Source organism: Nakamurella deserti, from assembly GCF_003260015.1.
GTDB lineage: Bacteria > Actinomycetota > Actinomycetes > Mycobacteriales > Nakamurellaceae > Nakamurella > Nakamurella deserti.
Genome location: NZ_QCXS01000002.1, coordinates 2,596,547 through 2,621,040, shown reverse-complemented (window position 1 = coordinate 2,621,040; position 24,494 = coordinate 2,596,547). Strand labels below are relative to the sequence as shown.

Here is a 24,494-nt window from a genome sequence, read left to right as displayed (position 1 = left end):
CCCGGTGACCGACCCGGCGTCGCCGGTCGAGCCGCAGCGCGACAGCGCCGCGCCCGAGCCGACCGGACCGACGGAGTGGGAGCGGCCGGGCCAGGAGGTCGGCGTCGGCCCGCACCCGTTGCCGTGGCCGGCCGGCGATCACTACGACCCCGAGCTGCTGGCCGCGGGCGACCGCCGCAACGTCGTCGACCGCTACCGCTACTGGCGGCGCGAGGCCATCGTCGCCGACCTCGACCGGGTGCGGTTCCCGTTCGAGGTGGCCATCGAGAACCTGGGCCACGACCACAACATCGGTACCGTCGTCCGCACCGCGAACGCCTTCGCCGCGGCCCGGGTGCACATCGTCGGCCGGCGCCGGTGGAACCGGCGGGGGGCCATGGTGACCGACCGGTACCAGCACCTGGAGCACCACCCGACGGTCGGGGGACTCGCCGACGACATCCGGCGACGCGGTCTCGTGCTGGTCGCGGTGGACAACCTGCCGGGAGCGGCACCCCTGGAGCGCACCGCACTGCCCGAGCGGGCCGTCCTGCTCTTCGGTGCCGAAGGGCCGGGGCTCAGCCCGGAGGCCACCGCCGCGGCCGACCTCCACGTGTCCATCGCCCAGTTCGGCTCGACCCGGTCCATCAACGTCGGGGTGGCCGCCGGGATCGTGATGCACGCCTGGATCCGCGAGCACGCCGGACCACCGCCGGCCTGAGCACGGCGTCCCGTCGCGGACCGCGACGCCGCCACGACCACGAACGCGCCCGCCGGGACCGGCCGAGCCGGCGTACCCGGAACGCCCCGCCGCGCCGGTTACCCTCACCAGCGTGGACCTGGAAACCGTGAAGACCGTGGCGATCGTGGCCATCATCGCCATCGCCGTGATCGGGCTGCTGCTCGCGATCGTGATCCGCAAGATCGTCGGCAAGATCATCAGCCTGGTCGTCGCTGCGGTCCTGGTCCTCGTGGCGTGGCAGCAGCGCGACAAGGTCGTGAGCTACGCCGAGGAGGTCCAGGGACAGGCCTGCGACTCGGTCTCCGGGGCGGTCGACAACCCGACCACACGGGAGGCGACGTCCTTCCTGGGGATCGGGATCAGCCTGCCCGACGGCTGGTGCACCGCCCGCTGACCGGACTCCGACGCCCCGGACGACAGAACCCCCGGGCCGTCGGCCCGGGGGTTCTGTCGGAGTGAGGGGACTCAGACGGTCTTGGCGTCGTTCTCGATGCCCTCGGCCGCGTCGTCGACCGCCGCGTCGGACTCGGCGGGGCTGATGCCCTTCCGGCGCTTCTGCAGCAGGTGCATGACCGCGGGGACGACCAGGCCGAGCACGATGACCGCGACCGCGGCGACGAAGATGAGGTCGACGTTCTCGCGGATGAAGGTGATCTGGCCGAGGAAGTAGCCGGCCAGGGTGACGGTGGCGACCCAGATGATCCCGCCGATGGCGGAGTAGGTCAGGTAGATCCTGCGGTCCATCTTCGACGCACCGGCCATCACGGTGGCCACCGTGCGCACGATCGGCACGAACCGGGCCAGTACGACGGTGATCTTCCCGTACTTCTCGAAGAACGCCGCGGACCGGTCGATGTGCTCCTTCTTCAGGAACTTCGCGTCCGGGCGGCTGAAGACGGCCGGACCGACCTTGTAACCGATCCAGTAGCCCACGACGTTGCCGACGAAGGCGGCCAGCGCCAGCAGTGCGACGAACAACCAGATGTTGATGTCGATACCGCCGGCGGCGCCCTGGGCGACCAGCAGGCCGGCCAGGAATAGCAGCGTGTCACCGGGGAGGAAGAAGCCGATCAGGATGCCGCACTCGGCGAAGATGATCAGCAGCACGCCGACCACCGCCCACGATCCCAGCGAGGAGATCAGGTTCGAGGGGTCCAGCCAGCCGGGCAGCAGGGCGAGTTCAGTCGTCATCATCGTCGACCAGTATGGATCAGTGACCCCGCCGTTCGGGGGCTTCGCGAGGAAGGCCACACCCACGCAACCTGCGGTTCCCCCGGTCGCCGGACCGGGTTCACGCTGCGTGGTGGCGCCCGCGGTGGGGTGGGCGCGCGGTCGAGCCGGTACCTTGCTCATCGGTGCGGGCCCGTCCGCCGGTGTCCGATCCGGGAGGCAGCGTGACGCAGGGTCCACCGGTGGCCGAGATCGGCGCCCGCGCGGCCGCCGACGCCGGTGGGGTGGATGTCGCCCTGCTGGACGACTTCCTGCCGGTGCTGGTCGACGCGGTCGCGTCCGGCCGGCGGCTGCAGCGCCGCGACCTCGCCCGCTACCGGGACGCCGGCCGCGCGGCGGCCGATCGAGGGGTGCCGCCGCGGGCGCTCGTCGATCTCTACCTGTCCGCCGCCTGGCGGCTCTGGCGGCATCTCCCCGAGGTGGTCGCGGCCCGGGACGATCCGGCGGCGGTCGTGCAGGCCGGTGAGGTGATGCTGCGGTCGGTCGACGACGCCGTCGCCGTCCTCATCGAGGGGTACCAGCTCGCCCGGCGGGATCTCGTCCGGTCGCAGGTCGCCGCCCGCCGGGAGTTCGTGGACGACCTGCTGATCGGGGGCGCGCAGGCGCTGCCCAACCTCGTGCAGCGCGCCGGCCTGTTCGGCCTGAGCCTGGTGGGCCCGCAGGCGGTCATCGTGGTGCGCGCCGAACGCGACTTCACCGACAGCTCTCCGCTGACGACCCTGCTCGAACGGGCCATCCAGGGCGGCAGCGCCGACGCCGACGCGCTGGTCACCACCAAGGACGGACTCCTGGTCGTCGTGTTCGCCGCGCCGGACCGGGCGGCGATCGACGAGGTGATCGCGGGCCTGACCGGAAGCCTGCCGTCGGATCCCGGGGAGGGGGTCAACCTCCGCCGGACCGCCGCGGTGGGCTCCTGGCGGATGGGGGTGGGCCGGGCGCACCAGGGCCCCGGCGGCGTGCGGGCGTCCTACGAGCAGGCGCTGGAGGCACTCGAGCTGGGTGCCCAGCTGGGCGGGACCGCCCAGGTGCTGGACGCGGCCGATCTGCTGATGCACCGGGTTCTGGTGCGCGACCGGGCCGCGATGCTGGAGCTTGTCGAGACGGTGCTGGCGCCGTTGGTGCACGCCCGGGGCGGTGTCGAGCCGATGCTGCAGACCCTCGAGGCGTACTTCGCCGCGGGTGGTAACGCCTCCCTGGCCGGTCGCTCGCTGCACCTGTCGGTGCGGGCGCTGACCTACCGGCTGGCCAAGATCGCCGAACTTACCGGACGCGACCCCGCCGACCCGGCGCAGCGCTTCGAGCTGCAGACCGCGGTCACCGGCGCCCGGCTGCTGGGCTGGCCGGACCGGGCCTGACCGTCAGGAGGTGGCCGAGGGTCGCCGCAGCCGGATGTCGTTGCACGCCTCGCACACCGACGCCGGGATGACGCCGAGCGCCTGCAACCGACCGAAGGCGACGCAGCCGAGACACACGGCGAACACCGACTCCAGCGTGGCCGCCACGGTGATCATCCCGACCAGCACCAGGGCGGCGGTGGGAGAACCGGTGACGAGGCACCCGAAGGCCGCGATCGACAACGTCGCGCCGACGGCCTGCGCGAACCGCTTGGGCGGTCCGGGCACGGGTACCGCCGGGCCGAGTCGCGGCGCGATGACCTGGGTGGCGAGCCGCCCGAACAACGAGAACCGCGGCCCCGCCGCCACCCGGGCGAGAAAGCCCAGGGCCAGCAGGCCCAGCAACCAGGGGCTGCCGGTGACCAGCACGGCGGTACTCAGCAGCACGACCAGGCCGGCGACGGCCCGCGCGGCCTTCTCGTTGACGGGGTGGGGGAAGGCGAACACCGCAGCCACGGCAGCTCCCGGGAACGGGACCGGACGGCATCCGGTCACGACGTTGCCGGCGTCGGTCGACGCCGGCCAGGTGGTTCTCCTGGAGCACCCCGTCGTCGCGGAGGGTTGCCGGTCAGCCAGCCAGAGCTTGTCGCTGACGCTCATCACCTGAACGCCACGATACCGGGCGCGCATCCGGGTCTGGACTGCGTCGGCGACACCGCGACAGCCCGCGCCCGGGCGCGCATCCGGTCGGGCGTGGGTCGGTGACAGCACGGCAGCCCGCGCCCGACGTGCGTCCGGTCGGGCGTGGGTCGGTGACGCCGCGACAGCCGCGCCTCGGTTGCGCGCGGGTCCGGCGCCACCGCGACAGCCGCGCCCGGGGGTGCGTCCGGGGGGCCGGTCGGCGTCGGGCCGGAGTCGGCTGACCTCCATCCGCGTCCCGTCGGTCCGCGGTCGCACACCACTCCGAGGGCTTTGACAGACGTTTACCATCTTCGGAGTGAATCTGCCGAGGTTCGGCAACGAAAAGGGCGCACCTTGTGTCGAAGTGTTCATGGTTGGGCAGTCGGAAGGGCGGCACTCTGGAGACATCGCGGCGAGGTCTGCCGCAGCGCCAACCCGCACCACACCCGACTCCCCCTGCGAAGGACTGCCGTGAACGTTCCCCTCTGGGCCTGGGCCGCTTTCGGCGCCGTGGTCGTCATCATGCTGGCCGTCGACCTGCTCGCCCATCGCGGTGCGCACGTCATCAAGTTCAAGGAAGCCGCCATCTGGAGCGCGGTCTGGGTCGGCCTCTCGCTGATCTTCGCCGTCGTCGTCTGGTTGACCCTGGGCGGCGGCGCCGCGGTCGACTTCACCACCGCGTGGTTGCTGGAGAAGTCCCTCAGCGTCGACAACCTGTTCGTCTTCGCGCTGATCTTCGGCTACTTCAAGGTGCCCCGTGAGTACCAGCACCGGGTGCTGTTCTACGGCGTCATCGGCGCCCTGGTGTTCCGCGGCATCTTCCTCGCCGCCGGTGTCGCCATCGTCACCAAGTTCACCGCCGTGCTGTTCGTCTTCGGCGCCATCCTGATCTACAGCGCGATCAAGATGCTCAAGGACGATGACGAGTCGATGGACCCGGGCAAGAGCTTCGCGGTCCGGATGCTCCGCAAGATCGTGCCCGTGTCCGACGAGTACCGCGGCACCAAGTTCTTCTACAAGGAGGCGGGCAAGCGCATCGCCACCCCGCTGCTGGCGGTCGTGGTGGCCATCGAGGCCGCGGACCTGATCTTCGCCGTCGACAGCGTGCCGGCCGTGCTGGCCGTCAGCAGCGACCCGTTCATCGTCTACTCCAGCAACGCCTTCGCCATCCTGGGCCTGCGTGCCCTGTACTTCCTGCTCGCCGGGATGCTGAAGAAGTTCCACCTGCTGAGCAAGGGTCTCGCCTTCATCCTCGCCTTCATCGGCGTGAAGCTGTTCCTGCAGGCCGGCCACAAGACCATCTCGACCTCCATCCCGGAGATCCCGTCGCTGGTCTCGCTGGCGGTCATCGTCGTCGCGTTGACGCTCTCGATCGTGCTGTCGCTGCGCAAGCCGCTGCCGCCGGAGGAGGAGGAGACGCTGGAGGACGCGGAACTGCAGGCCCACGACCGCCACGACATCGTGGACGGCATCGAGCACCCGCACACGTCGGCCGACCGGGCCGAGGGTGCCGCCGCGGCCGCCGCGGCGGTGGCCACCGAGGACCGGCCCGGCCCGACCGGGCGGCCCGACCGCAGCTGATCCATCCGGGTCCATGGACCCGCCGACCCGCCGACGCCGGGCCGCTCACCGTGAGCGGCCCGGCGTCCGGTCGTTCGGGGTGCGGAAGGGCCGGAACTGCGCGGATCCGGCTCAGACGAGCGTCAGGACGGCTGCCAGGATGCCGATGACCAGTCCGGCGATGGCTGCCGCGAGGACCAGCTGCACGATGGTCATCGGCGGGCGGGCCGCCACCGGTCGGGCGGTCGCGGTGCTGCGTGTCGGCACACGGGGCGTGCCGCCGGCCCGGGCGCGCAGAGCCTCGGCCAGGATCTGCTCCGAGCTCTTGCCCGCGTCGCCGGACCTGCGGGGGTCGGTCATCGCTGGTGCTCCTCTCCGGTCAGGGCGAGGGCGACCGCGTCGCGTGCCGTGCCCCACGACCATTGAACCCCGTTGCCGCCGTGGCCGTAGTGATGCACCACCCGGGTGCGGCCCACGGTGCCGGCCTCGACGCGCATCGTGGAACGGCGCGGACGCAGCCCCACCTCGACCCCGAGAACCTCGGCACCCCGCAGTCGCGGCTCGCGCGCCGCGGCCCGTTCCAGGATCGCTGCGGTGACCCCGGGGTCGGGGGTGCGGTCCCAGACGCCGGGCACGGACACGCCGCCGAGGACGACCCGGTCGCCGTACGGGAACCAGCTCGTCCACGCGGCGGCGTGGCCCTCGTAACAGAACTCGTCCAGACCGGGATCGGCGACGATGACGTGCTGGCCGCGCACCGGGTGCAGATCGGCATCGCCGGTGAGCCTTCCGGCGGCGACGCCGGCGCAGTTGACCACCACCGGCGCCATCGCAGCGGCCTCGGCCAGGGTCGCCACCGTGCCGAGCTCCACGACACCGCCCGCCCGGCCGAGCCGCTCGACGAGGTAGGGAAGATAGACGCGCATGTCGGCCAGCGGGAGTTCCGCGCGGTAGGTGGTCCCGGGCCGGGGGATCGCGTCCTCTCCGGTGCACACCGCGTACCCGGGCGTGGCCCGGATCGAGGGCTCCGGCTCGCCGGGCTCGAAGAGCCGGCCGCGGCGGACCCGGACCCCCGACGTCGGATCCGCGGCCAGTTCCCGGAACACCGCGTCGCCGTGCTCCAGCCACCCACGGACCCGCGGATCGTCCGGTTCACCGTGGACGGGGCCGAGCAGCGCGCCGGCCACCACCGACGTGGTCTGCGCGGGCGGCTCCGCCGTCCGGACCACCACCTGGGCGCCCTGCTCGGCCAGCAGCACGGCCGTGGTCAGGCCGGTGACACCGGCTCCGATCACCAGCACGTCGGTCATGCCGACGATGGTGCCCGACGCTGTCGGTGGCGCGGTCCCGCGGGCCACCGGCGTGTCCTGCGCGCCCGCCGGCCGGGGAGGGTTCGCCCCGCGGACGGGACGTCCCCGTGCCGATGCCGCACACCGCCTGGCGCGCTCGGCGGGTCAGACCAGCGGACGGGACGTCCCCGTCCCGACGCCGCACACCGCCGGGCGCGCTCGGCGGGTCAGCCCAGCGGAGGGGACGTCCCCGTGCCGACGCCGCACACCGCCGTGCGCGCTCGGCGGGTCAGACCAGCGGACGGGACGTCCCCGTCCCGACGCCGCACACCGCCGGGCGCGCTCGGCGGGTTCGGCGGTGTGCGGGCGCCGCGTCCCACGTCAGGCGGCGGGGCGCTCCCGCAGCCGGGCGATCAGGTCGTCCCGGTCGACGCCCGCCAGTGCGATCAGCCGCGGCACGGTGCCCACCTCGGCCTGCAGTCCGGCGACGAGCAACTGCGCCTCGTCGATCGTCCGGGTGCGGTGCCGGCCCGCCTCGCGGACCGCCCGCTCGAGCAGGGACTTGGTGGAGGTGGCCAGCTTCAGCGACCGGCCTCGACGCGAGACCCGGTGCAGCGGATCGTCCGGGATGGCGTCGACACCGGCGGTCGCCAGGCTGCGCCGCCGCTCCTCGACCAGCAGTTCCCGGAGGCGGCGATGGTCCAGGCCGGCCGAGGCCATGGCCGCCGAGGCGCTGCTGCCCGCCCGGGCGCTGACGGCCAGCACGACGTGCTCGGATTCGATCGCGGGAGAGCCCAGCGCCTCGGCCTCCCGTTGTGCGTCGGCGAGGATCGTCCGCGCCGACGGGGTCAGTTGCTCAAACACCGCGTCTCCTCAGGGTCACGCCGGCGTCCGCGAGGCGGGACGCATGGCTCTTGTGGACCGCCTGCCGGGTCACCCCGAGCGCCTCCCCGACCTGTGACCACGACCAGCCGGCCCGCATCGCCCGCTCGACGGCGGACTCCTCGAGTTCGTCGGCGCGGCGGCGGAGGGCGACGACAGCGGCCAGCGTGTCGGCGATCTCGTCGAGTGGGGCGATGTCCGGGGGCATGCGAGCAACTTTAGTTGCTGAAGGCAGATCGAGCAACCGCAGTTGCTCACCAGGTGGCATCGTGGTGGCCGGTGAGGGGCGGGTCCGCCCGTCGTGCACGCCAGGGGTCAGCTCGCGGTGAAGAACTCCGCGATCGTCGCGGCCTCGCTGTCGACGGTTTCGGTGGCGACCAGGTCGCCCGCCTGACCGGTCAGTACGGCGGTCCAGGAGTCGAGGATGCTCTGCGCCGTCCCGTCGGCGTAGTCCGCCGTCAGTTGCGTGACGGCGGCGTCGTACAGAGCCGCGAACGCGGTGTCCGCGAAGAAACGTTCGGACAGGACGTTGCCGCCGCGCGGGCCGCCCATCCCGCCGGCCACGCCACCGTCCGCGGACTCCCCATCGGCGGGGGGAGTCGCTGCCGCGTCGCCGGTGCCGGCCGCGCTGCCGTCCGTGGCGGTGGCCCGATCCGGGCGTGGCCGCATCCCGCCGCCGCCCATGCCCCCACCCGCGCCGCCGCCCATCCCGCCGAACGACAGATTCTGGTCCCAGGCGACGACGGTGAAGACGCCGGTGGCCGCGTCCCAGCGGAGGTAGGAGTTGTTGCCGGGCCCGTCGATGTCGTCGGCGTTCGCGACCAGCGTCTGGACGGCGAGGTAGGTGGCGAAGGCGTCGACGTCCAGGTGCTGCGACAGCTCGGTGGCGAAGGTGGCGTCGTCGGACTCGTTGACGAACTCGAGGAACGAGACCAACGGGGTGTAGTCGTCCTCGCCGCTGGTCGATGCCTCCACCGAGAACGCCTCGGCGTAGGCGGTGGGATCGTCGCCCCGGTAGGACCAGTCGCCCTCGGCCTCGGACTTGTACAGCACGCCGTCGGTGTCGAAGTTCTCCTCGTCCCAGGTCTCGCCGGGGTTCTGGATGACCAGGCGTAACGCCTGGGTGCCGCCGTTCACCCAGAACCGGGTGCTGGCCGCCCCTTCGGTGGCCAGACCCGCCACGCCGAGCAGCTCCAGGGCGACGGCCTCGTTCAGGCTGGTCTCGGTGTTGGTGCCGCGGATCACGAGATCGGTCTGGCCCTGGTAGTTCTGGCCGTCGACGTACTTGTCGAGCCGGATGCGCCAGGGCAGCCCTTCCGGCGCGTCGGCGGAGAGGTCCCCGCCGGTGCCGCCTCTCCCGCCGCCGCCGTCCTGCAGGCCACGCAGCGAGGAGTTCCCCTTGAGCTTGATCCCGACGTCGGTGAACACGGTGCCGTCGATGGTGACCGTCGCGGTGATCCACTCCTTCTCGCCGGTGGTGGTGAACGTGGTCATCATCGCGTCGTAGGCGGCCTGGTCGTACTCGACGGAGATGCTGTGCACGGTCGAGCTGTCGAACACGCCGCTCCCGGCGGCCGGGGTCGCGGTCGCGGTCCCGGTGGCGGACGTCGAGGAGACGGCCGACGACACGGCCGTCGGGTCACCGGCGGTGCCGCAGGCGACGAGCAGGACGAGGACGGTGGCGCCGGCGGCGACCCGGTGGGTGGCGCGGCGCAGCTGACGGACGGTCATGGGTGGCGGTTCCTTCTTCCTCGGGACTGCGTCCCATGCCACCCGAGCCGGCTGGCCGCCGGCTGGGCCCGACCTGTGCCCGGGCTGAGACCGTGGCGCCCCGACGCGACTGCTGCGCCGGCTGCCAGCGCACGCACAGCTCCGGTACAGCGGGGCTCCGTAGACATCTCCGGGTGAACCCCCGCTGAACGCCGGCCGAACAACGGCCGGCCACAGCCGCCCCCGCCACCCGAGGAGCCCTCCGTGCCCGACCTGCTCATCCTGGCCGTCGACCTGATCGCCGTCGCCGTCCTCGTCTTCGGCGTCTACCACCGCCGCCACCGCGGCCGCGACATGCTGTTGCCGCTCGTCGGTCTCAACGTGGGCGTGCTCGCGGTCTGTGCGGTGCTGTCCGGGATCGACGTGAGCGTCGGCGTCGGTCTCGGCCTGTTCGGTGTGCTCGCCATCATCCGGCTGCGGTCGTCGGAGATCTCCCACGACGAGGTCGCCTACTACTTCGCCGCACTCGCGTTGGGCCTCGTCTGTGGGCTGCAGCCCACGCCGCAGTGGCTCGCACCGGCGCTCAGCGCGGTGATCGTGGGCGTCTTCGCCCTCGTCGACCAGCCGCGCGTGCACCACCGGTACCGGCACCAGCTGGTCACCCTGGACGCGGTCTACCACTCCGAAGCGGCGCTGGTGCGCCGACTGGAGGACCTGCTGACCGGCGAGGTGCAGCGGATCGTCGTGATCAGCACCGATCTCGTGCGTGACCTCACCGTGGTCGACGTCCGGTACCGCCGGCACCCGGCGGCGGACGTTCCCGCCGACGTGCCCGCTGACGACGCGATGTCGTTCGTGACGGCGCCGCTGCGGCCGGGGTCCCGGTGACCCGGGCCGCCTGCGCCGCCGTCGGTTCCGTCCTGGACACGTTGCCACCCATCGGCCTGGCCGAGCTGCGGTCGACCGCGGACCTGCAGACCCGGCTGGACCGCAAGTACATCCTGGCGCCGGAGGTGCTGGTGGCCGCCGTCCGTGCGTTGGCCCCGACCCTGCGGGTGCTGACCATCGACGGACTGCGCGAATTCGCCTACGACTCGGTGTATTTCGACACCCCGGCACTGGACTCCTACCACGGAGCCGCGACCGGGCGCCGCCGCCGGTTCAAGGTGCGCACCCGGTCGTACCTGGACTCGGGGGAGTGCGTCCTGGAGGTGAAGACGGCCGGCGGCCGCGGCCACACCGTGAAGGAGCGGCTGCCGTGGCTCCTGGACCGTCGGGACGCCCTCGACGACGCCGGCCGGGAGTTCCTGCACCGCCACCGGATCGACCCCGACGTGAGCCACCGGTTGACGCCGACGTTGGTCACCCGGTACCGACGCTCGACGCTGCTCGGTGACGACGGCGCCCGCTTCACCGTCGACACCGGACTGCGGTGCGTGACCCCGTCCGGTGCGTCGGTCGACCTGGGCCGGAAGGTGTTGGTGGAGACGAAGTCCCCCGGGGCGGTCACCGGGATGGATCGGTTCCTGTGGGCGTGCGGTCTGCGCCCGGTGACGGTCAGCAAGTACGCGACCGGGCTGGCCGCGCTGACCCCGGGGCTCGCGGCGAACAAGTGGAACACCACGCTGCGGCGGCACTTCTGCTGGGCGCCGGCGACGCCGGAGCGGGTCTGACGCCTACTGGTGCTTGTCGCGGATGATGTCGCCCAGCTTGGCCACCGCGCGGCTGGCGGTCGACTTGACCGTCCCCGTGGTCAGTCCGGTGGCTGCGGCGATCTCGGCCTCACTGAGCCCGCCGTAGTAGCGCAGCACGAGGATCTCCCGCTGGCGGGGGGCCAGCTCGCCGAGGGCGCTGATCACCGACTGGTGCTCGGCGGTCAGCATGGCCATCGATTCGGCGGAGCGGGCGTCGGCGCTGTGCGGCGGGACGTAGGCACGGGCGGTGCGCCGGCGGCGCAGCATCGACCGGGAGCCGTTCACCACCGCGGTCCGCAGGTATCCGATCGCCGCCTGGGCGTCACGCAGCTGGTCCCACTGGCGGTACAGCCCGGCGAACGCGTCCTGCACCACGTCCTCGGCGCTGTTGATGTCGTCGACCAGCAGGATCGCCAGCCGGACCATCCCCATCCGGTGCGTCCGGTAGATGTCGTCGATGGTCTGCGGCCGGTCGCTCGCCGTCGGCGACCCGGCCGGATCGCCCACCACCGGATTCAGGGCGGACAACGAGGTCAGGGTGCGTTCGACCGCCGTCCCGTCGCGCCCGCCGGCGGCGTCACCGAAGCCGCCCGGGTCGTCTCCCGCAGGTGAGGACATGTCCGCCGTTTCTTCCGGATCGCCAGGACCCGGGGTCGGTGGACCGCGGGCACGGTGTCCCATTCTCCTCCGCCGGACCCCGGTGTGACGGCTTTCGGGGACACCGGGGGCGTCGAGCCGTGGGCGGGACGATGGGCAATACTGGTCCGCAGTTCGAGAACGCGCCGCGGCGTGGTCGCGCGCCCAGAACCACCGAGTTCACCGATCGCGAGAGGACCGTCAGAGATGCCCATTGCCACCCCCGAGGCCTATGCCGACATGCTCAACCGAGCCAAGGAAGGCGGGTTCGCCTACCCGGCGATCAACATCACGTCCTCCGAGTCGATCAACGCGGCCATCAAGGGGTTCGCCGACGCCGGGAGCGACGGGATCATCCAGGTCAGCACCGGCGGCGCGGAGTTCGCCTCCGGCCTCAACGTGAAGAACATGGTCGTCGGCGCGACCGCACTCGCCGAGTTCGCGCACGTGGTCGCCGCCCGGTACGACATCACCGTCGCGCTGCACACCGACCACTGCCAGGCCGACAAGCTCGACACCTACGTCAAGCCGCTGATCGCCATCTCCCAGCAGCGCGTCGACGCCGGCGGCAACCCGCTGTTCCAGTCGCACATGTTCGACGGCTCGGCCGTCCCGCTGGAGGAGAACCTGGCGCTGGCCAAGGAACTGCTCCCGCTGACCAAGGCCGCCCGGATCGTCCTGGAGATCGAGGTGGGTGTCGTCGGTGGTGAGGAGGACGGCGTCAGCCACGAGATCAACGACAAGCTGTACACCACGCCCGAGGACCTGCTGGCCACCGTCGAGGCGCTCGGCGCTCCGGTCGACAACAACTACATCGTCGCCGCGACCTTCGGCAACGTGCACGGCGTCTACAAGCCCGGTGGCGTGCAGCTGCGGCCGTCGGTGCTCAAGGACATCCAGGACGCGGTGGCTTCGGAGCTCGGCCAGGCGGCCGGCTCCAAGCCGTTCGGGCTGGTCTTCCACGGCGGTTCCGGCTCCACCGCCGAGGAGATCGCCGAGGCGGTGTCGTACGGCGTCATCAAGATGAACATCGACACCGACACCCAGTACGCGCTGGCCCGTCCGGTGGCCGGTCACATGTTCGCCAACTACGACGGCGTGCTCAAGGTCGACGGCGACGTCGGCAACAAGAAGGCCTACGACCCGCGCACGTGGATGAAGCTGGCCGAGGCCGGCATGGCCGCCCGCGTCGTCGAGGCCTGCGAGCAGCTCGGCTCGGCCGGGAAGTCGCTGGGCGCCAAGTAGAAAGCTCCCCGAGTCGGGTAGGGAAGTGCTCGCTCAGCGGGCACTCTCCTACCCGATTCGCCGTTCCGGGACCGGGAGGACCGATGGCCGAGTACGAGGTGAACACCGCCGCCGTGGCGCACGCCCGACGGCTGATCGACAGCCGGCAGTACGTGCTCGACAGCGACTGGGGCGACGTCCAACCCGACGCCGCCGCCGAGAACGCCTATCTCGAGCGGCACTCCTGGGACGACTACGCCGCCTGGCACCTGGGCCTCACCGCCGGTGCCGCCGACCACACCAAGGCGCGGTACGCGTTCGTGTACGGCGACCTGCGGCGCGTGCACCGGTCCGCGCTGATCGCCGCGGTCTACCGGGCCGGCGAGTGGCGGCACAAGGCGATCGAGCTCGCCGCCCACGACCTCCTGCAGCACCTGGACGCGACCAGCGCCTGACCGGTCGGCGTCCCGGCCGGGTATGGATCGACCCGGGTGCGCCGTTGCACCGCAGGGTGCCTGCGACGGCACCGGGTCGAGCGAGCGGGGCAGCACCCCGCATGGAGGTTCACAATGACGCAGAGAACGTGGTTCATCACCGGCACGTCCCGGGGCTTCGGCCGCGAGTGGGCGATCGCGGCGCTCGACCGGGGTGACCGGGTGGCGGCCACCGCCCGCAACACCGACAGCCTGGGCGATCTCGCCGCCACCTACGGTGACGCCGTGTTGCCGCTGGCACTGGACGTCACCGACCGGTCGGCGGTCGTGGCGGCCGTGGAGCAGGCCCACCGCCACTTCGGGCGCCTCGACGTCGTCGTCAACAACGCCGGTTACGGGCAGTTCGGCATGGTCGAGGAGGCCGACGAGGCCGAGATCCGGGCGCAGTTCGAGACCAACGTCTTCGGAGCGCTGTGGGTGACGCAGGCGGCGCTGCCGTACCTGCGGGAGCAGCGCAGCGGGCACGTCATCCAGGTCTCGTCGATCGGCGGGATCTCCGCGTTCCCGAACATCGGCATCTACAACGGGTCCAAGTGGGCACTGGAGGGGATCAGCCAGGCGCTGGCCGCGGAGGTGGCACCGTTCGGCGTGCACGTCACGTTGGTGGAGCCGGCCGGCTACTCGACGGACTGGAGCGGATCGTCGGCCAGGCACGCCACCACGCTCGACGCCTACGACCCGGTCCGTGATCGGGCCGCCGAGCTCCGCAAGACCCGGCAGTCCACGCCGGGTGACCCCGTGGCCACCCGGGAGGCCATCCTGCAGGTCGTCGACGCCGAGAAGCCGCCGCTGCGCGTCTTCTTCGGTGACGGCCCGCTCGCCATCGCCACCGCCGACTACGAGTCCCGGCTGGCCGAATGGCGCGCCTGGGAGCCGGTCTCCGTGGCGGCGCACGGGAAGAAGTGAGCCGGACTCGGGTAGGGAAGTTCCCGCTGGGCGGGAGGATTCGTCCCGGACTCGGGGAGGGAAGTTCCCGCTAGGCGGGAGGATTCCTCCCTGACTCGGGGAGGGAAGTTCCCGCCGGGCGGGAGGATTCGTCCCGGACTCGGGTAGGGAAGTTCCCGCTGGGCGGGAGGATTCGTCCCGGACTCGGGGAGGGAAGTTCCCGCTGGGCGGGAGGATTCCTCCCTGACTCGGGGAGGGAAGTTCCCGCTAGGCGCGGGGAGATTCCTCCCGGACTCCGGTAGGGAAGTTCCCACCCAGCGGGAGGATTCGTCCCGGACTCGGGTAGGAAACGTCCCACCCAGGCACGAGGGTGCCTCCCGGATCGGGGGAGGGAGTTCCGGCCCCGGGCGGCACGCTCCCGGATCCTCAGTGGCGGAAGGGGCCGTCCAGGGCCGCCCACTGCAGCAGCATCACGGTCTTGGCGTCGGCGATGTCGCCGCTGCGGATCATGGCCAGCGCGCGGTCGAAGGGCAGCTCCAGGACGTCGATGTCCTCGCCCTCGTCGGCCAGGCCACCGCCCGCGGTGAGCCGGCTGTCCGGTGAGTAGCGGGCCGCGTAGAAGTGCAGCCGTTCGGTGACCGACCCCGGGCTCATGTAGACGTCGAAGACGTGCTGGAGATCGCCGACCGCTACGCCGGTCTCCTCCTCGGCCTCCCGGCGGATCGCGTCCTCGGGAGAGTCGTCGTCGAGCAGCCCGGCGGCGGCCTCGATCAACATCCCGTCGGGGTGGTCGTTGACGTAGACCGGATACCGGAACTGGCGGGTGAGCAGCACGGTGCGGCGCTCGGGGTCGTACAGCAGCACGGTCGCTCCGTTGCCGCGGTCGTAGGTCTCGCGGGCCTCCCGGGTCCAATGGCCGTCACCGTGCTGGTAGTCGAACGTGGTGCGCCGCAACACGTGCCAGCCGGAGCCGACCAGCTCGACGTCGGCGACCCGGACCCGCGGGTTGCGGTCGAGGTCGCGGCCGGCCCGGTCGAGGCCGGTACGCCCGCGGTGGTCGGGGATGTCGATTCCGGGCCTGCCTGTCGTCGCCATGCCGCGAAGCCTAGCCTCCCGCTGTCCGCGGTGCGGCTGATCCCTCGGGGCCCCGACCACCCCGAAACCCGCGGAGGCTCAGGCGTTGTCGGAAACCCAGGCCCCCAGCAGCCCGCGGAAGTGCGGGATGAACCGGTCGTGCTCGGCGGCCGGGTAGGTGCTCCGCACCGTCTCGACGAGCAGTGCGTCGAACTCCGGCGAGCCGACCCACTCGTGGACCAGCGCGGGCAGCGACGCCAGTGAGGTGTCGCAGAATTCGCGGTACTCCTGCACCTGGAAGTACTCGTCGGCCATCGCCGAGTAACGCTGCAGCTTGGCCGGGAAATCCAGGCCGGGGTCGTCGGCGACGTCGAACCAGGCTCGGGTGCTGGTGTCCACCTTGGGCTGTCGACCCGTCACGGTGCAGAACGCGCTCCACGACAGCAGGTTCTGGATGGCCCACGGGAAGTAGTAGTGCAGCGAGGTGATCGCGATGTCCGGGCAGGCGTTGGCGTAGTCGATGGGCTGCACGCGCTCCCCGGTCACCAGCGCCTCGCACGAGTTGAACTCCCAGCGGAAGAACGCGTTGATGACCTTGGACAGGGTGAGGATCTCCGCGCCCGCCGACGCCGGCAGGAAGTTGTGGGCGACCTCGTAGCGATCGTGCATCGGCAGCTCCGGCCGGAACTTCATCACCTGGGTGTTCGGGCCGATCGTCAGCGACCGGGCGAAGGCGTCGTAGTGGTTGACCGCGCCCTGCAGGTGCATCAGCATCTGGCCGGACGCGTCGTAGGCGGCGTGCAGCGCGGCGGTGTCGTCGATGCGGCTCACTCCGCGCCACGCGCCGCCGTCGAACGGCTTCATGAACATCGGGAAGCCGACGCGACCGGCCACCTCGTCGAGGTCGAAGGGCAGGTTGTACTGCGACGCGGTGTACTTCCACTTCTCGCTGTCGACCGGGTTCTTGTACGGCACCAGCACCGTCGGCGGGATGTCGAAACCGAGCCGCATGATGGCGCAGTACGCGGAGTGCTTCTCCATCGCCTGGAAGGTGAAAGGGTTGTTGAGCAGGTAGGTGTCGTTCATCAGGGCGGCCTTCTTCAGCCACTCCCGCGGGTGGAAGTACCACCACGCCAACCGGTCGATGACGAGATCGTGACGGACCGGGTCGCGCAGGTCGAACGGCTCGATGGTGATCCTCTCGGTGTTCAGCGTGTGCTCACGCCCCCGGTACGGCACCGGTCCGAGCCGCCGCGCGAGCGCCTCGAACGCCCGGGGCCAGTCGTTCTCGGTGCCCAGCAGGAGCCCGATCAGGTGGGTGGTCTGGTCGCCGCGGTTCGTCATGGCTCGATCCTGACAGCCACCCCCGGGTGCCCGCTCGGCAGGATCAGCGACGGGGCCGGACTCAGCCCAGCGCCGGCAGGTACACCGCGGCCTGGGCCCGCCAGCTTGACCAGTCGTGCGGCCACTCCGCGCCCCAGTCGAAACACTCGTGTGGGATCCGCTTCTCCGACAGCAGCCCGTCCAGCGCATGGGTGGAGGCGTTGGCTCCGGTGGTGTCCTCCCACTGTCCGCTGCCGACGACCAGCGTCAGGAACAGCTGTGACCGCAGGTACGCCAGGTGGTCGCCGTCGAGCTGCGGCAGGAACTGGAACGGGCTCATCAGGTAGCTCAGTTCGTCCTGCTCGCCCCAGCCGCGCCAGGCCCGCGGGTCGTAAGCACCGGAGAACGCCACCGCACGGCGGAACACGTGTGGGTGCCGCAGCGCGAACAGCACGGCGTGGAAGGCGCCCATCGACGGGCCGGCCACGGCGATGTCGTCACGGCCGCCGGACGTCCCGCGCACGAACGGCACCACGGACCAGATGATCCAGTCCTCGTAGGCCCGGTGGGCCGCGGCGCGGTGGGGCATCGGCTTCCGGTCGGCCGACCACGACTCGACGTCGTACCCGGACACGCAGTAGATCTTGATCCGGCCACCGTCGACGGCGTCGCGGACGGCGTCGAGCACGCCCTGCTCGGCGAACTCGTGAGCCGATTTCAGTTCCGAGGGGAACCACAGGACCGGTCGACCCCAGTGACCGTGCACGACGACCTCCCCGGTGCCGCCGCCGAGGCTCGGAGCCTCCAGCCGGTGGTATTCGGTGCGGGTCACGGCAGCCGTGTCAGCAGGTCGTCCAGCCCGGGCGACCAGGCGTCCCGCCAGCCGATGACGTTGTGGGCGTCGGGGACGATGCGTGCGTCGAGCGGATAGCGCTGGAAGGCCAGCGCACCGGCCATCCGTTCGTTGTTGGCCCGGTTCTCCTCGACCGCCCCGACGGTGAGCAGGGTCGGGACGGGACGGACGTCCGCCGCCGGCGCCTCCGCCATGCGTTCGACGGCGGTGCAGACCCTGGTGAAGTCCGTCCACTGCGATTCCTGGCCGTCGAGCTCGCGCCGGAAGAACGATCCGGACTGCAGCGCCATCGCGTCGAACGCCCGGGGGTGCCGTCGGTGGATCAGCAACGTGATGAGGCCGCCCAGGCTGGCGCCGAGTCCGATGACCGAGGTGGTCGGCACCAGCGACCGGAGGTGCGGGACCAGGGCGGCCCCGATGTGGTCGGCGTACCCGGGATCGGCGGCGTACCAGGTGTGCCGGAAACCCTCCGGCGGGTCGAGCAACGCGACGCGGACGGGTCGCTCCTGGGCGCACGCCCACTGCAGCAGGCACCCGCGCCGAGCGAGGTCGGAGCCGTCGTGGGCCACCAGCAGCGGGGCGGGGGCCATCGGCTCCAGGGCCGCGGGGGAGAACAGCCGCACGGGGACCGGGCGGGGCAGGGCGCCCGGCGGATCGGCGACGGTGACCGTGCTGCCGCGCTCGGGCGTGTCCAGCCAGCTCGGCATCTCATAGGCCGGGAACCGGATCTCCGAGAGCGGCCCGAACGGTCCGGCCACCTGCAGCGGGTTCGTCGGGTCGACGTCGATGACGGTGCGCCCGTTCGAGCGCATCCGCAGCCGGTACTCGAACCGCTGCACGGCCGGGCGGTGCAGGTTCAGCTCCCAGCCACCGCGGCCGTCGGCAACGAAACGGGTGCCGGCGTGCAGCGGGAAGTCGACGTCGAGTTCGACGCCGTCGAGGGCGGCCACGGAGGCGGGCAGGTGCAGCCGCACCCCGAGGGCGGACACGACGGGGCCGTCGGTGCGGGTCTCGGCTCCGGTGGGCACGGGGTCACCGTACGGCACCGGGCCGCCGGACGACCCGGTTCAGCGGGGGCGGGGCGACCCCGGGGCAGGCCCGGCGGCCGCCGGGGTGGCGACCGGCTCGGCCACCGCGCGGTTGCGGGAGGTGGCCAGCGCCGCGCCCAGGATGACCAGCGGGAAGCCGATGGCGATACCGACGGTGAACGGCTCGTCGAGCACCAGCACCCCGAGCAGGATGGCCACCGCCGGGTTGATGAAGGTGATGACGGTGGCCCGGGCGGGGCCGGCCTCCTTGATCAGGGCGAAGAACAGCTGGAAGGCCGTCGCGGTGCAGACCACCGCCAGGGCCACGACCGCCCACCCCGCGTCGGCCGGGACGGTCGCCGGCCAGACGAACGGCAGTACGGGGACGTACAGCAGGGCGGCGAGCAGCAGCGACGCGGTGATCACCCCGGTGGCGGGGATGTCGGACAGCCGGCGGTTGATGATGATCGGACCCACCGCGTATCCGATGGCGGTCAACAGGATCGCCCCGACGCTGGTCAGGTCACTGAAATCGACGTCCAGGCCGACCAGGGTCGCGACGCCCGCGATGCCGATGCCCAGTCCGACGACCCGCAGCGTGGACACCCGCTCGCCGCCGCTCGCCCAGACCAGGACGAACGAGATCAGCGGGACCATGGCCACCAGCAGTCCCGCCGTCGAACTGGTCAGGGTCTGCTCGGCGTGGCCCAGGAAGAACCACGGACCACTGATCTCGACCACCGTGTAGAGCAGCAGCACCGGCCAGCGCTTCAGGACCGGCCGCAACGCCTTCTGCCGCAGGGCCACCGGCAGCAGGATGAGTCCGCCGAGCAGCGTCCGCCCGAAGGCCACGACCACCGGGTCCAGGTCGGTGACCGCCACCCGGATGAGCAGGTAGGGCACTCCCCAGACCAGGCACAGCGTGCTGAACAGCAACCAGGCGCGGCGCGTCATCGACGGAGGACCTCTCTCACTACGGGGACGGCGGCGTCGGAATCGTCGAGACCGGCGATCGGCCGCCTGCGTAACCTATCGGTCCGCGATCATCCGGCCCAGACAATTGCCGGCCGCCGGTTGTCCAGGCCGACAGGGTCCGGGCGACGACACCACGGCAGTGCGGCAGCGGTGCGCCGAGCGTCGGCCGCCGGTGCCCGGCACATCGGCCACCGTGTCCGGAGGAAATTCCGCAGATTCACAGGAAGGACGAAACGGACACCGATGTGGCCCTCGTCGGGCCGGTCGCAGCACGATTCCGGGTGGTGACCGAGCGTCATCGGCCCCTCCGACCAGCGGGAACGAAAACCACATCCGTGTGATTCGCGCACCCGAAAGTGCCGCCGGGCAGGGGGTTTCGCGACCCGGTTCGGTCACTGTGTGTCAGTTGGGACTCTTGTGACTCGAGTGAACACTGGGTTACCGTCTGCCGCGTGGTCGTTGATCGACCTCCGGACAGCCCAGCACCCGCCCTGGAAACGTCCGGATCGCCGCAGTTCCGGTCTCACCGAGAGTCGATCAACGGTACGGCGGGATCGTCACCCGATGGAGATGCCTGACAAGGGGAAGGGGCATCGACAGTTGGGTGCGCGTCTGTAGTCGAACGCGCGCCTTGCACGGTGACGGGGCCAGGAAAGGACTACACCGTGCGGCGCACCCTCGCGTTCCTCACCACTCTCGTCACCGCCGCGACCGGCCTGCTGCTCACCAGCGGGGTCGCGTCGGCGGACCCGTCGGCCGCGGACTGGGAAGCACTGCGTCAGTGCGAATCCACCGGTCGCTACGACATCAACACCGGCAACGGTTACTACGGGGCCTACCAGTTCGACCTGTCGACCTGGCGCAGCGTCGGGGGCTCCGGCTACCCGCACGAGGCCAGCCCGGCCGAGCAGGACTACCGGGCGCTGTACCTCTACCGGATGCGCGGCTGGCAGCCGTGGACCTGTGCCCGCATCGCGGGGCTGTCCGAGGACGGCGACGCCCGGTCCAAGAACGTGCCGACCTACGGCGGCGGCAGCAACGTGCCGACGCCGCCGCCGGCTCCGCCCAGCACACCGGCCCAGCCCGCGACGCCGGCCGGCGTGCCGGCCTACCCGGGTCGCATCTTCACCGAGGGCGTCACCTCCGACGCGCTCGTGGCCTGGCAGAAGCAGATGGGCGCCCGCGGGTTCGGCCTCACCGGAACCGGCTTCTACGGTGCGCTGACCAAGTCGGCGGTGATCTCGCTGCAGCAGCAGGCCGGGCTCGAGGTCGACGGCAAGATCGGCCGCAACACCTGGAACGCGGCGTGGACGACCAGTTTCGGCCCGACCGCGGCCCCCGCCGCACCGGCGACGCCGACCGCTCCGGCCGCCCCCGCGAACGCGGAGAACTGCTCCGTCGGCGCAACGGCGGCCCCGGCCTGGCCGGGCGTGCAGTACAACCCGGGCGACACGGCGGCGCAGCTGCAGTGCTGGCAGAAGCAGATGGGCTCGCGCGGCTACGGCCTCGTGGGCACCGGGTACTACGGCCCGTCGACCAAGGCGGTGGTGATCGGGGTGCAGCAGCGCAACGGTCTGAACCCGTCCGGCATCCTGGGCCCGAAGACCTGGGCGGCCGCCTGGGAAGGCAACTGACCGTGACGCGGGCCACATACGAGAAAATTCCCGCGATTCGCTAACGCCGGCGGGACGGGAGTCGATACCCCCTACAGGGAATCACCCCGCCCGCACCACGACGTTACGAAGCACGTAGCAGTGGCAGCACGAAAGGCCCGGAGCACGCCGCTCCGGGCCTTTCGCTGTTCCGGGCTCCGAACTTCCCCGGGTCGACGGCTCCGGCGGGCCGAACGGCCGCACGTCCGCCGGCGAGCAAGCCCGTGGCCGGACCCCCTCGAAGAGGACACACCCAGGCCGGACGCCCCTGTGGCCGGACGCGCTGCGGCCGGACGCACTACGGACGGCCGCAGGTTCCGGCCGGGCGACGGTCACCGGACGGTGTAGACCTCGACCACGCTCGACGACGAGTTCGCCGCCTGCACACCGCCGCCGGCCACCGTGATCCGGTTGCCGACGAGCACGGGGTAGATGCCGTGCCGGCCGGTGGGCATCGGGGTGCCCAAGCGCCACGTCCGCGTCTGCGGGTTGTAGACGTCGACCCGCTGGTAGACCTTCCGGCTCGTCGCGCCGGCGCCGGTGTCGGTCTCGCCGCCCATCACGTAGATCTCTCCGCCGGAGAACACGGCCCGGCCGGTCCCTCCGCGAGCCTGCGGCAACGCGGGCAGCCCGGAAGCCGGGTAGGCGCTCGAGCGCCAGCTGTTCGCGGCGGGGTCGTACACCTGCAGGGTGTCGAAGCCGTTGGCCACCACATTGCCGTCCCCGCTGCCCGCGCCCCGGCCGCCGGCGACGTACAGCAGGGATCCGTCGGTGGTCGCGGCGGCATGGTTGCGGCCCTGCGGCATCGACGCCATGGCGGCCCAGGTGTTGGTCGCCGGGTCGAAGCGGGCCACCCGGTCGGTCGTGGTGGATCCGATGATGCCGCCCGCCACGTAGACCCGGCCGTTGATCACCGCCGACGACGACGACCCGGCGGCGAAGGGCATGTCGGGACCGAGCGTCCAGCGGTTGGTGACCGGATCGAAGATCTGCACCTTGCCCGCCCCGGCGCCGAGACCGCCGAACAGGTAGAGCCGGCCGTTGACCACCTCGGCGGTGTGGTGGTGCCCGACGAAGGGCCGCACGGGCAGGTCGCGGCGCCACACGCCGGTCCCGAGGTTCAGCGCCAGCGTCGCGCTGTTGCCCTCGCCGACCAGGTACAGCGAGCCGCCGACGACCCCGCCGGCGACCTCGCCCAGCGCCACCGGCATGGCGGGACCGGTGGCCCACCTGGCGGCGAGACGGCCGCGGTAGGTGGCGGTGGCGTGGCTGCCTCCGCTGACCACGACCGTGTCGCCGACCGTCGCCACCACGGGCGTCTTGCGGCCGCCCGGCAGCGACGGCAGCTGCGACCACGTGTTGCTCGCGGGGTCGTAGGCGGTCACGTCGCTGCTGGCGACGTTGCCGGGGTTGGTACCGCCGAGCGCGAGGATCTGCCCGTCACGGACGACGGCGACGAGGTGACTGCGGGCCCGGGGCAGCGAAGCGACCTTCGTCCAGGCGTCGGTGGCCGGGTCGTAGCGGTGCACGTCGGTCTGCAGGCCGGTGTTCTCGTTCTCGTTGTACTGGCCGCCGATGGCGTAGACCTTGCCGTCCAGCGTCGCCCCGGTGAGGTGGTTGCGGGGGTTCGGCAGCGGGGCCCGGGCCGTCCAGGTGGTGCCGCCGTCGAGGTTGAGCACCCAGTGGTCGGGCTGGTCGGGGTCGGCGGTCGAGCCGGCGACCCGGTTGGTACCGCCGTAGAAGTGCAGTTCGCGGCCGACGATCGCGGCCGCTCCGGCGCCGCGCGGGGCGGGCAGTTGCGGGCCCGCACTGAAGGTGCGCCGCACGGTGTCGAACTTCCAGACGTGGCGGGTGGCCGGCCCGGGGTGGTCGTCGACGTACCCACCGACGATCCACACGGTGGTGCCGTCGACGACCGTCGCCGAGTGGGTGATCTCCTCGGGCATGTCGGGCAGCCGGGTCCAGGTGTCGGTGACGGTGTCGTAGACGTCGCTGCGCGCGGTGGTGATGGTGCCGGTGGCGAAGCCGCCGAAGACGTACACCTTGCTCCCGACCGCGGCGCCCTGTCCCTCGGAGCGGCCGATGGGTGACGGCATCCTGGTCTCCCAGGTGAAGGGAGTCGGGTCGCCGAGGGCCGGACTGCCGGCCGGAGCGGTGACCTCGATGGCGGCGACGGTCGGCTGATCGACCGTCGCGGTGAAGGCGAGGTCGAGCCGACCGTCGGTGACCGGGACCGTGAAGCTGCGGGTGGTGGCGGTCATCGCGCCGACCGTGGCGAACAGGTCCAGATCGACCACCTCGGCCGCGCCACCCTCGGCGTTGACGCTGAACACGCGGCGTCCGGCGCCACCGGGGCCACCGCCGGGCGCCCCGTGGTAGAGCTCGGCGAAGTGCAGCGTCACCGTGTGATCGCCCGGGACGCCGGCCGGGATCGCGTACGCGAACGATCCGGGACTGGTGGTGGCGCTGCGTTCGTCGAGGTACAGGGCGTCGTCGGTGGTCCCGGCGATCGCGGTCACCGACGGGTTGCGGTAGGACTTGCCGCCGGTCGCGTAGCTGTCGGCGGCGAACGCCCGCCCGGAGACGGTCACCGCAGGCCCGCCCGCATTGATCCGGGTCGTCGGACCGCTCGGGGCCGGTGCAGGCTGGTCGGGCACGTTGTCGACGGTGAAGGTGGCCGCGCCGGAGACGACGTCGGCGTCGCTGTAGGTGACCGTGTACGAGACGGTGTGGCTGCCCTCGGTCAACGACGTGGTGCTCAGCGGGGTCGCCGCCGTGTCGGTGCCACCGGCCAGGTCGTAGGGCGCGGTGCGCTCGATCTGCCGCGGAGCGCCGGCCATCGCGGGGTCGTCCAGCCAGAACCGGACGGCGGTGACCCCCGCGGTCGCGGGCAGGAAGACGTGGACCGGGCCTCGCACCGTCGCCCCGCTCAGGGTCGACGACGGGGAGCGACCCGCGCTGCCGCTGACCTGCAGGGCGGGGGCGTCCCCCTCGTGGGCCGACGCCGGGGCCACCCCGAGGACGAGTCCGGCGAAGGCGGCCAGGGCGACGGCCGCCGCCGACCGTCGCCCTCCGATGGCAGGACCCATGGAAGTGCTCCGTCCGTGTGCGCCGCTGTCGCCGGCGCGTGGAGCCCGGCACGGCCAGGCAGTTCTAACACCGGGCCCGCCGGTCCGGCGCCCCCTGAACACGGGGCAACCGATGGACCGTGCCCGGCACGCGGCGGGCCCCGTCCGTGGTCGGGGCCTC

24 protein-coding genes and 1 riboswitch are annotated in these 24,494 nt (G+C 71.9%); of the genes, 10 read left to right on the top strand and 14 right to left on the bottom strand.

Going from position 1 to position 24,494, the window contains the following annotated elements; all coding sequences use genetic code 11:
• The first annotated feature begins 4 nt into the window (after positions 1-4).
• Positions 5-700, top strand: a complete 696-nt coding sequence (locus DB033_RS11990; protein WP_111766877.1) for a TrmH family RNA methyltransferase — start codon at positions 5-7, stop codon at positions 698-700.
• Positions 701-812: 112 nt separating this feature from the next.
• Positions 813-1,115 (top strand): hypothetical protein, encoded by a 303-nt coding sequence (locus tag DB033_RS11985; protein ID WP_111766876.1) that lies wholly within the window; start codon positions 813-815, stop codon positions 1,113-1,115.
• Between the two features lie 71 nt (positions 1,116-1,186).
• Here the strand turns inward: DB033_RS11985 and DB033_RS11980 are convergent, their stop codons facing one another.
• Complete coding sequence (locus tag DB033_RS11980) at positions 1,187-1,915, bottom strand: DedA family protein (protein WP_111766875.1); 729 nt, start codon at positions 1,913-1,915, stop codon at positions 1,187-1,189.
• Between the two features lie 200 nt (positions 1,916-2,115).
• Here DB033_RS11980 and DB033_RS11975 point away from each other — a divergent pair, with 200 nt between their 5' ends.
• Entirely contained in the window at positions 2,116-3,306 is a 1,191-nt protein-coding gene (locus DB033_RS11975; protein ID WP_111767445.1) for a PucR family transcriptional regulator, read from the top strand.
• A 3-nt stretch (positions 3,307-3,309) separates the two neighbouring features.
• Here DB033_RS11975 and DB033_RS11970 read toward each other — a convergent pair whose 3' ends face one another.
• A complete protein-coding gene (locus DB033_RS11970; protein ID WP_111766874.1) occupies positions 3,310-3,801 on the bottom strand; it encodes a DUF4395 domain-containing protein in 492 nt (163 codons plus the stop codon).
• A gap of 34 nt (positions 3,802-3,835) precedes the next feature.
• Positions 3,836-3,949, bottom strand: a riboswitch (SAM riboswitch).
• A gap of 488 nt (positions 3,950-4,437) precedes the next feature.
• On the opposite strand from DB033_RS11970, the gene DB033_RS11965 reads away from it, so the two are divergent.
• Positions 4,438-5,547 (top strand): TerC family protein, encoded by a 1,110-nt coding sequence (locus DB033_RS11965; RefSeq protein ID WP_111766873.1) that lies wholly within the window; start codon positions 4,438-4,440, stop codon positions 5,545-5,547.
• A gap of 111 nt (positions 5,548-5,658) precedes the next feature.
• On the opposite strand, the gene DB033_RS11960 is transcribed toward DB033_RS11965, so the two are convergent.
• The 5 genes from DB033_RS11960 to DB033_RS11940 all read right to left on the bottom strand — a co-directional run bounded on the left by DB033_RS11960 (position 5,659) and on the right by DB033_RS11940 (position 9,428).
• The gene (locus tag DB033_RS11960; RefSeq protein WP_111766872.1) at positions 5,659-5,886 is read right to left on the bottom strand and encodes a hypothetical protein; all 228 of its coding nucleotides are present in this window, start codon (positions 5,884-5,886) and stop codon (positions 5,659-5,661) included.
• Positions 5,883-6,836 carry an FAD-dependent oxidoreductase gene (locus tag DB033_RS11955; RefSeq protein ID WP_111767444.1) on the bottom strand — a complete coding sequence of 318 codons (954 nt, stop codon included), beginning with the start codon at positions 6,834-6,836 and terminating at the stop codon, positions 5,883-5,885. Before DB033_RS11955 ends, DB033_RS11960 begins: the two co-directional genes overlap by 4 nt.
• 360 nt (positions 6,837-7,196) lie before the next feature.
• The gene (locus DB033_RS11950; RefSeq protein ID WP_111766871.1) at positions 7,197-7,679 is read right to left on the bottom strand and encodes a Clp protease N-terminal domain-containing protein; all 483 of its coding nucleotides are present in this window, start codon (positions 7,677-7,679) and stop codon (positions 7,197-7,199) included.
• On the bottom strand, positions 7,672-7,905 hold the full coding sequence (locus DB033_RS11945) for a hypothetical protein (RefSeq protein ID WP_111766870.1): 234 nt from the start codon (positions 7,903-7,905) through the stop codon (positions 7,672-7,674). Before DB033_RS11945 ends, DB033_RS11950 begins: the two co-directional genes overlap by 8 nt.
• A 107-nt stretch (positions 7,906-8,012) precedes the next feature.
• Entirely contained in the window at positions 8,013-9,428 is a 1,416-nt protein-coding gene (locus DB033_RS11940; RefSeq protein WP_111766869.1) for a CotH kinase family protein, read from the bottom strand.
• Between the two features lie 243 nt (positions 9,429-9,671).
• On the opposite strand from DB033_RS11940, the gene DB033_RS11935 reads away from it, so the two are divergent.
• The gene (locus tag DB033_RS11935) at positions 9,672-10,295 is read left to right on the top strand and encodes a DUF4956 domain-containing protein (RefSeq protein WP_111766868.1); all 624 of its coding nucleotides are present in this window, start codon (positions 9,672-9,674) and stop codon (positions 10,293-10,295) included.
• Positions 10,292-11,080: a polyphosphate polymerase domain-containing protein gene (locus DB033_RS11930; RefSeq protein ID WP_111766867.1), complete on the top strand. Its 789-nt coding sequence runs from the start codon at positions 10,292-10,294 to the stop codon at positions 11,078-11,080. Before DB033_RS11935 ends, DB033_RS11930 begins: the two co-directional genes overlap by 4 nt.
• A 3-nt stretch (positions 11,081-11,083) precedes the next feature.
• Here DB033_RS11930 and DB033_RS11925 read toward each other — a convergent pair whose 3' ends face one another.
• The gene (locus DB033_RS11925) at positions 11,084-11,719 is read right to left on the bottom strand and encodes a SigE family RNA polymerase sigma factor (RefSeq protein WP_111766866.1); all 636 of its coding nucleotides are present in this window, start codon (positions 11,717-11,719) and stop codon (positions 11,084-11,086) included.
• A 225-nt stretch (positions 11,720-11,944) separates the two neighbouring features.
• Here DB033_RS11925 and fbaA point away from each other — a divergent pair, with 225 nt between their 5' ends.
• The 3 genes from fbaA to DB033_RS11910 all read left to right on the top strand — a co-directional run bounded on the left by fbaA (position 11,945) and on the right by DB033_RS11910 (position 14,361).
• Complete coding sequence (gene fbaA / locus DB033_RS11920) at positions 11,945-12,982, top strand: class II fructose-bisphosphate aldolase (RefSeq protein WP_111766865.1); 1,038 nt, start codon at positions 11,945-11,947, stop codon at positions 12,980-12,982.
• Between the two features lie 83 nt (positions 12,983-13,065).
• On the top strand, positions 13,066-13,416 hold the full coding sequence (locus DB033_RS11915) for a hypothetical protein (protein WP_111766864.1): 351 nt from the start codon (positions 13,066-13,068) through the stop codon (positions 13,414-13,416).
• 114 nt (positions 13,417-13,530) lie between these two features.
• On the top strand, positions 13,531-14,361 hold the full coding sequence (locus DB033_RS11910) for an SDR family oxidoreductase (protein ID WP_111766863.1): 831 nt from the start codon (positions 13,531-13,533) through the stop codon (positions 14,359-14,361).
• A gap of 405 nt (positions 14,362-14,766) precedes the next feature.
• On the opposite strand, the gene DB033_RS11905 is transcribed toward DB033_RS11910, so the two are convergent.
• The 5 genes from DB033_RS11905 to DB033_RS11885 form a co-directional block, all read right to left on the bottom strand.
• A complete protein-coding gene (locus DB033_RS11905; RefSeq protein WP_111766862.1) occupies positions 14,767-15,435 on the bottom strand; it encodes an NUDIX domain-containing protein in 669 nt (222 codons plus the stop codon).
• Positions 15,436-15,513: 78 nt separating this feature from the next.
• Entirely contained in the window at positions 15,514-16,758 is a 1,245-nt protein-coding gene (locus tag DB033_RS11900; RefSeq protein ID WP_111766861.1) for an ATP-grasp domain-containing protein, read from the bottom strand.
• Positions 16,759-16,819: 61 nt separating this feature from the next.
• Positions 16,820-17,569, bottom strand: coding sequence for an esterase family protein (locus DB033_RS11895; protein ID WP_111766860.1), 750 nt, complete (start codon positions 17,567-17,569; stop codon positions 16,820-16,822).
• Complete coding sequence (locus tag DB033_RS11890; RefSeq protein ID WP_157970647.1) at positions 17,566-18,618, bottom strand: alpha/beta hydrolase-fold protein; 1,053 nt, start codon at positions 18,616-18,618, stop codon at positions 17,566-17,568. The genes DB033_RS11895 and DB033_RS11890 overlap by 4 nt, the downstream gene beginning before the upstream one ends.
• 39 nt (positions 18,619-18,657) lie before the next feature.
• Positions 18,658-19,572, bottom strand: a complete 915-nt coding sequence (locus DB033_RS11885) for a DMT family transporter (RefSeq protein ID WP_111766858.1) — start codon at positions 19,570-19,572, stop codon at positions 18,658-18,660.
• Positions 19,573-20,258: 686 nt separating this feature from the next.
• Here DB033_RS11885 and DB033_RS21670 point away from each other — a divergent pair.
• Entirely contained in the window at positions 20,259-21,227 is a 969-nt protein-coding gene (locus tag DB033_RS21670) for a peptidoglycan-binding protein (protein WP_111766857.1), read from the top strand.
• Positions 21,228-21,577: 350 nt separating this feature from the next.
• Here the strand turns inward: DB033_RS21670 and DB033_RS11875 are convergent, their stop codons facing one another.
• Entirely contained in the window at positions 21,578-24,334 is a 2,757-nt protein-coding gene (locus DB033_RS11875) for a Kelch repeat-containing protein (RefSeq protein WP_111766856.1), read from the bottom strand.
• Between the last annotated feature and the right edge of the window lie 160 nt (positions 24,335-24,494).

Bases quoted from the DNA above. Each gene is read 5' to 3' on its own strand.
- DB033_RS11955 (WP_111767444.1), bottom strand. From the start codon at position 6,836: ATGACCGACGTGCTGGTGATCGGAGCCGGTGTCACCGGCCTGACCACG.
- DB033_RS11945 (WP_111766870.1), bottom strand. From the start codon at position 7,905: ATGCCCCCGGACATCGCCCCACTCGACGAGATCGCCGACACGCTGGCC.
- DB033_RS11925 (WP_111766866.1), bottom strand. From the start codon at position 11,719: ATGTCCTCACCTGCGGGAGACGACCCGGGCGGCTTCGGTGACGCCGCC.
- DB033_RS11910 (WP_111766863.1), top strand. From the start codon at position 13,531: ATGACGCAGAGAACGTGGTTCATCACCGGCACGTCCCGGGGCTTCGGC.
- DB033_RS11980 (WP_111766875.1), bottom strand. From the start codon at position 1,915: ATGATGACGACTGAACTCGCCCTGCTGCCCGGCTGGCTGGACCCCTCG.
- DB033_RS11905 (WP_111766862.1), bottom strand. From the start codon at position 15,435: ATGGCGACGACAGGCAGGCCCGGAATCGACATCCCCGACCACCGCGGG.
- DB033_RS11915 (WP_111766864.1), top strand. From the start codon at position 13,066: ATGGCCGAGTACGAGGTGAACACCGCCGCCGTGGCGCACGCCCGACGG.
- fbaA (WP_111766865.1), top strand. From the start codon at position 11,945: ATGCCCATTGCCACCCCCGAGGCCTATGCCGACATGCTCAACCGAGCC.
- DB033_RS11960 (WP_111766872.1), bottom strand. From the start codon at position 5,886: ATGACCGACCCCCGCAGGTCCGGCGACGCGGGCAAGAGCTCGGAGCAG.
- DB033_RS11875 (WP_111766856.1), bottom strand. From the start codon at position 24,334: ATGGGTCCTGCCATCGGAGGGCGACGGTCGGCGGCGGCCGTCGCCCTG.
- DB033_RS11940 (WP_111766869.1), bottom strand. From the start codon at position 9,428: ATGACCGTCCGTCAGCTGCGCCGCGCCACCCACCGGGTCGCCGCCGGC.
- DB033_RS11885 (WP_111766858.1), bottom strand. From the start codon at position 19,572: ATGACGCGCCGCGCCTGGTTGCTGTTCAGCACGCTGTGCCTGGTCTGG.
- DB033_RS11900 (WP_111766861.1), bottom strand. From the start codon at position 16,758: ATGACGAACCGCGGCGACCAGACCACCCACCTGATCGGGCTCCTGCTG.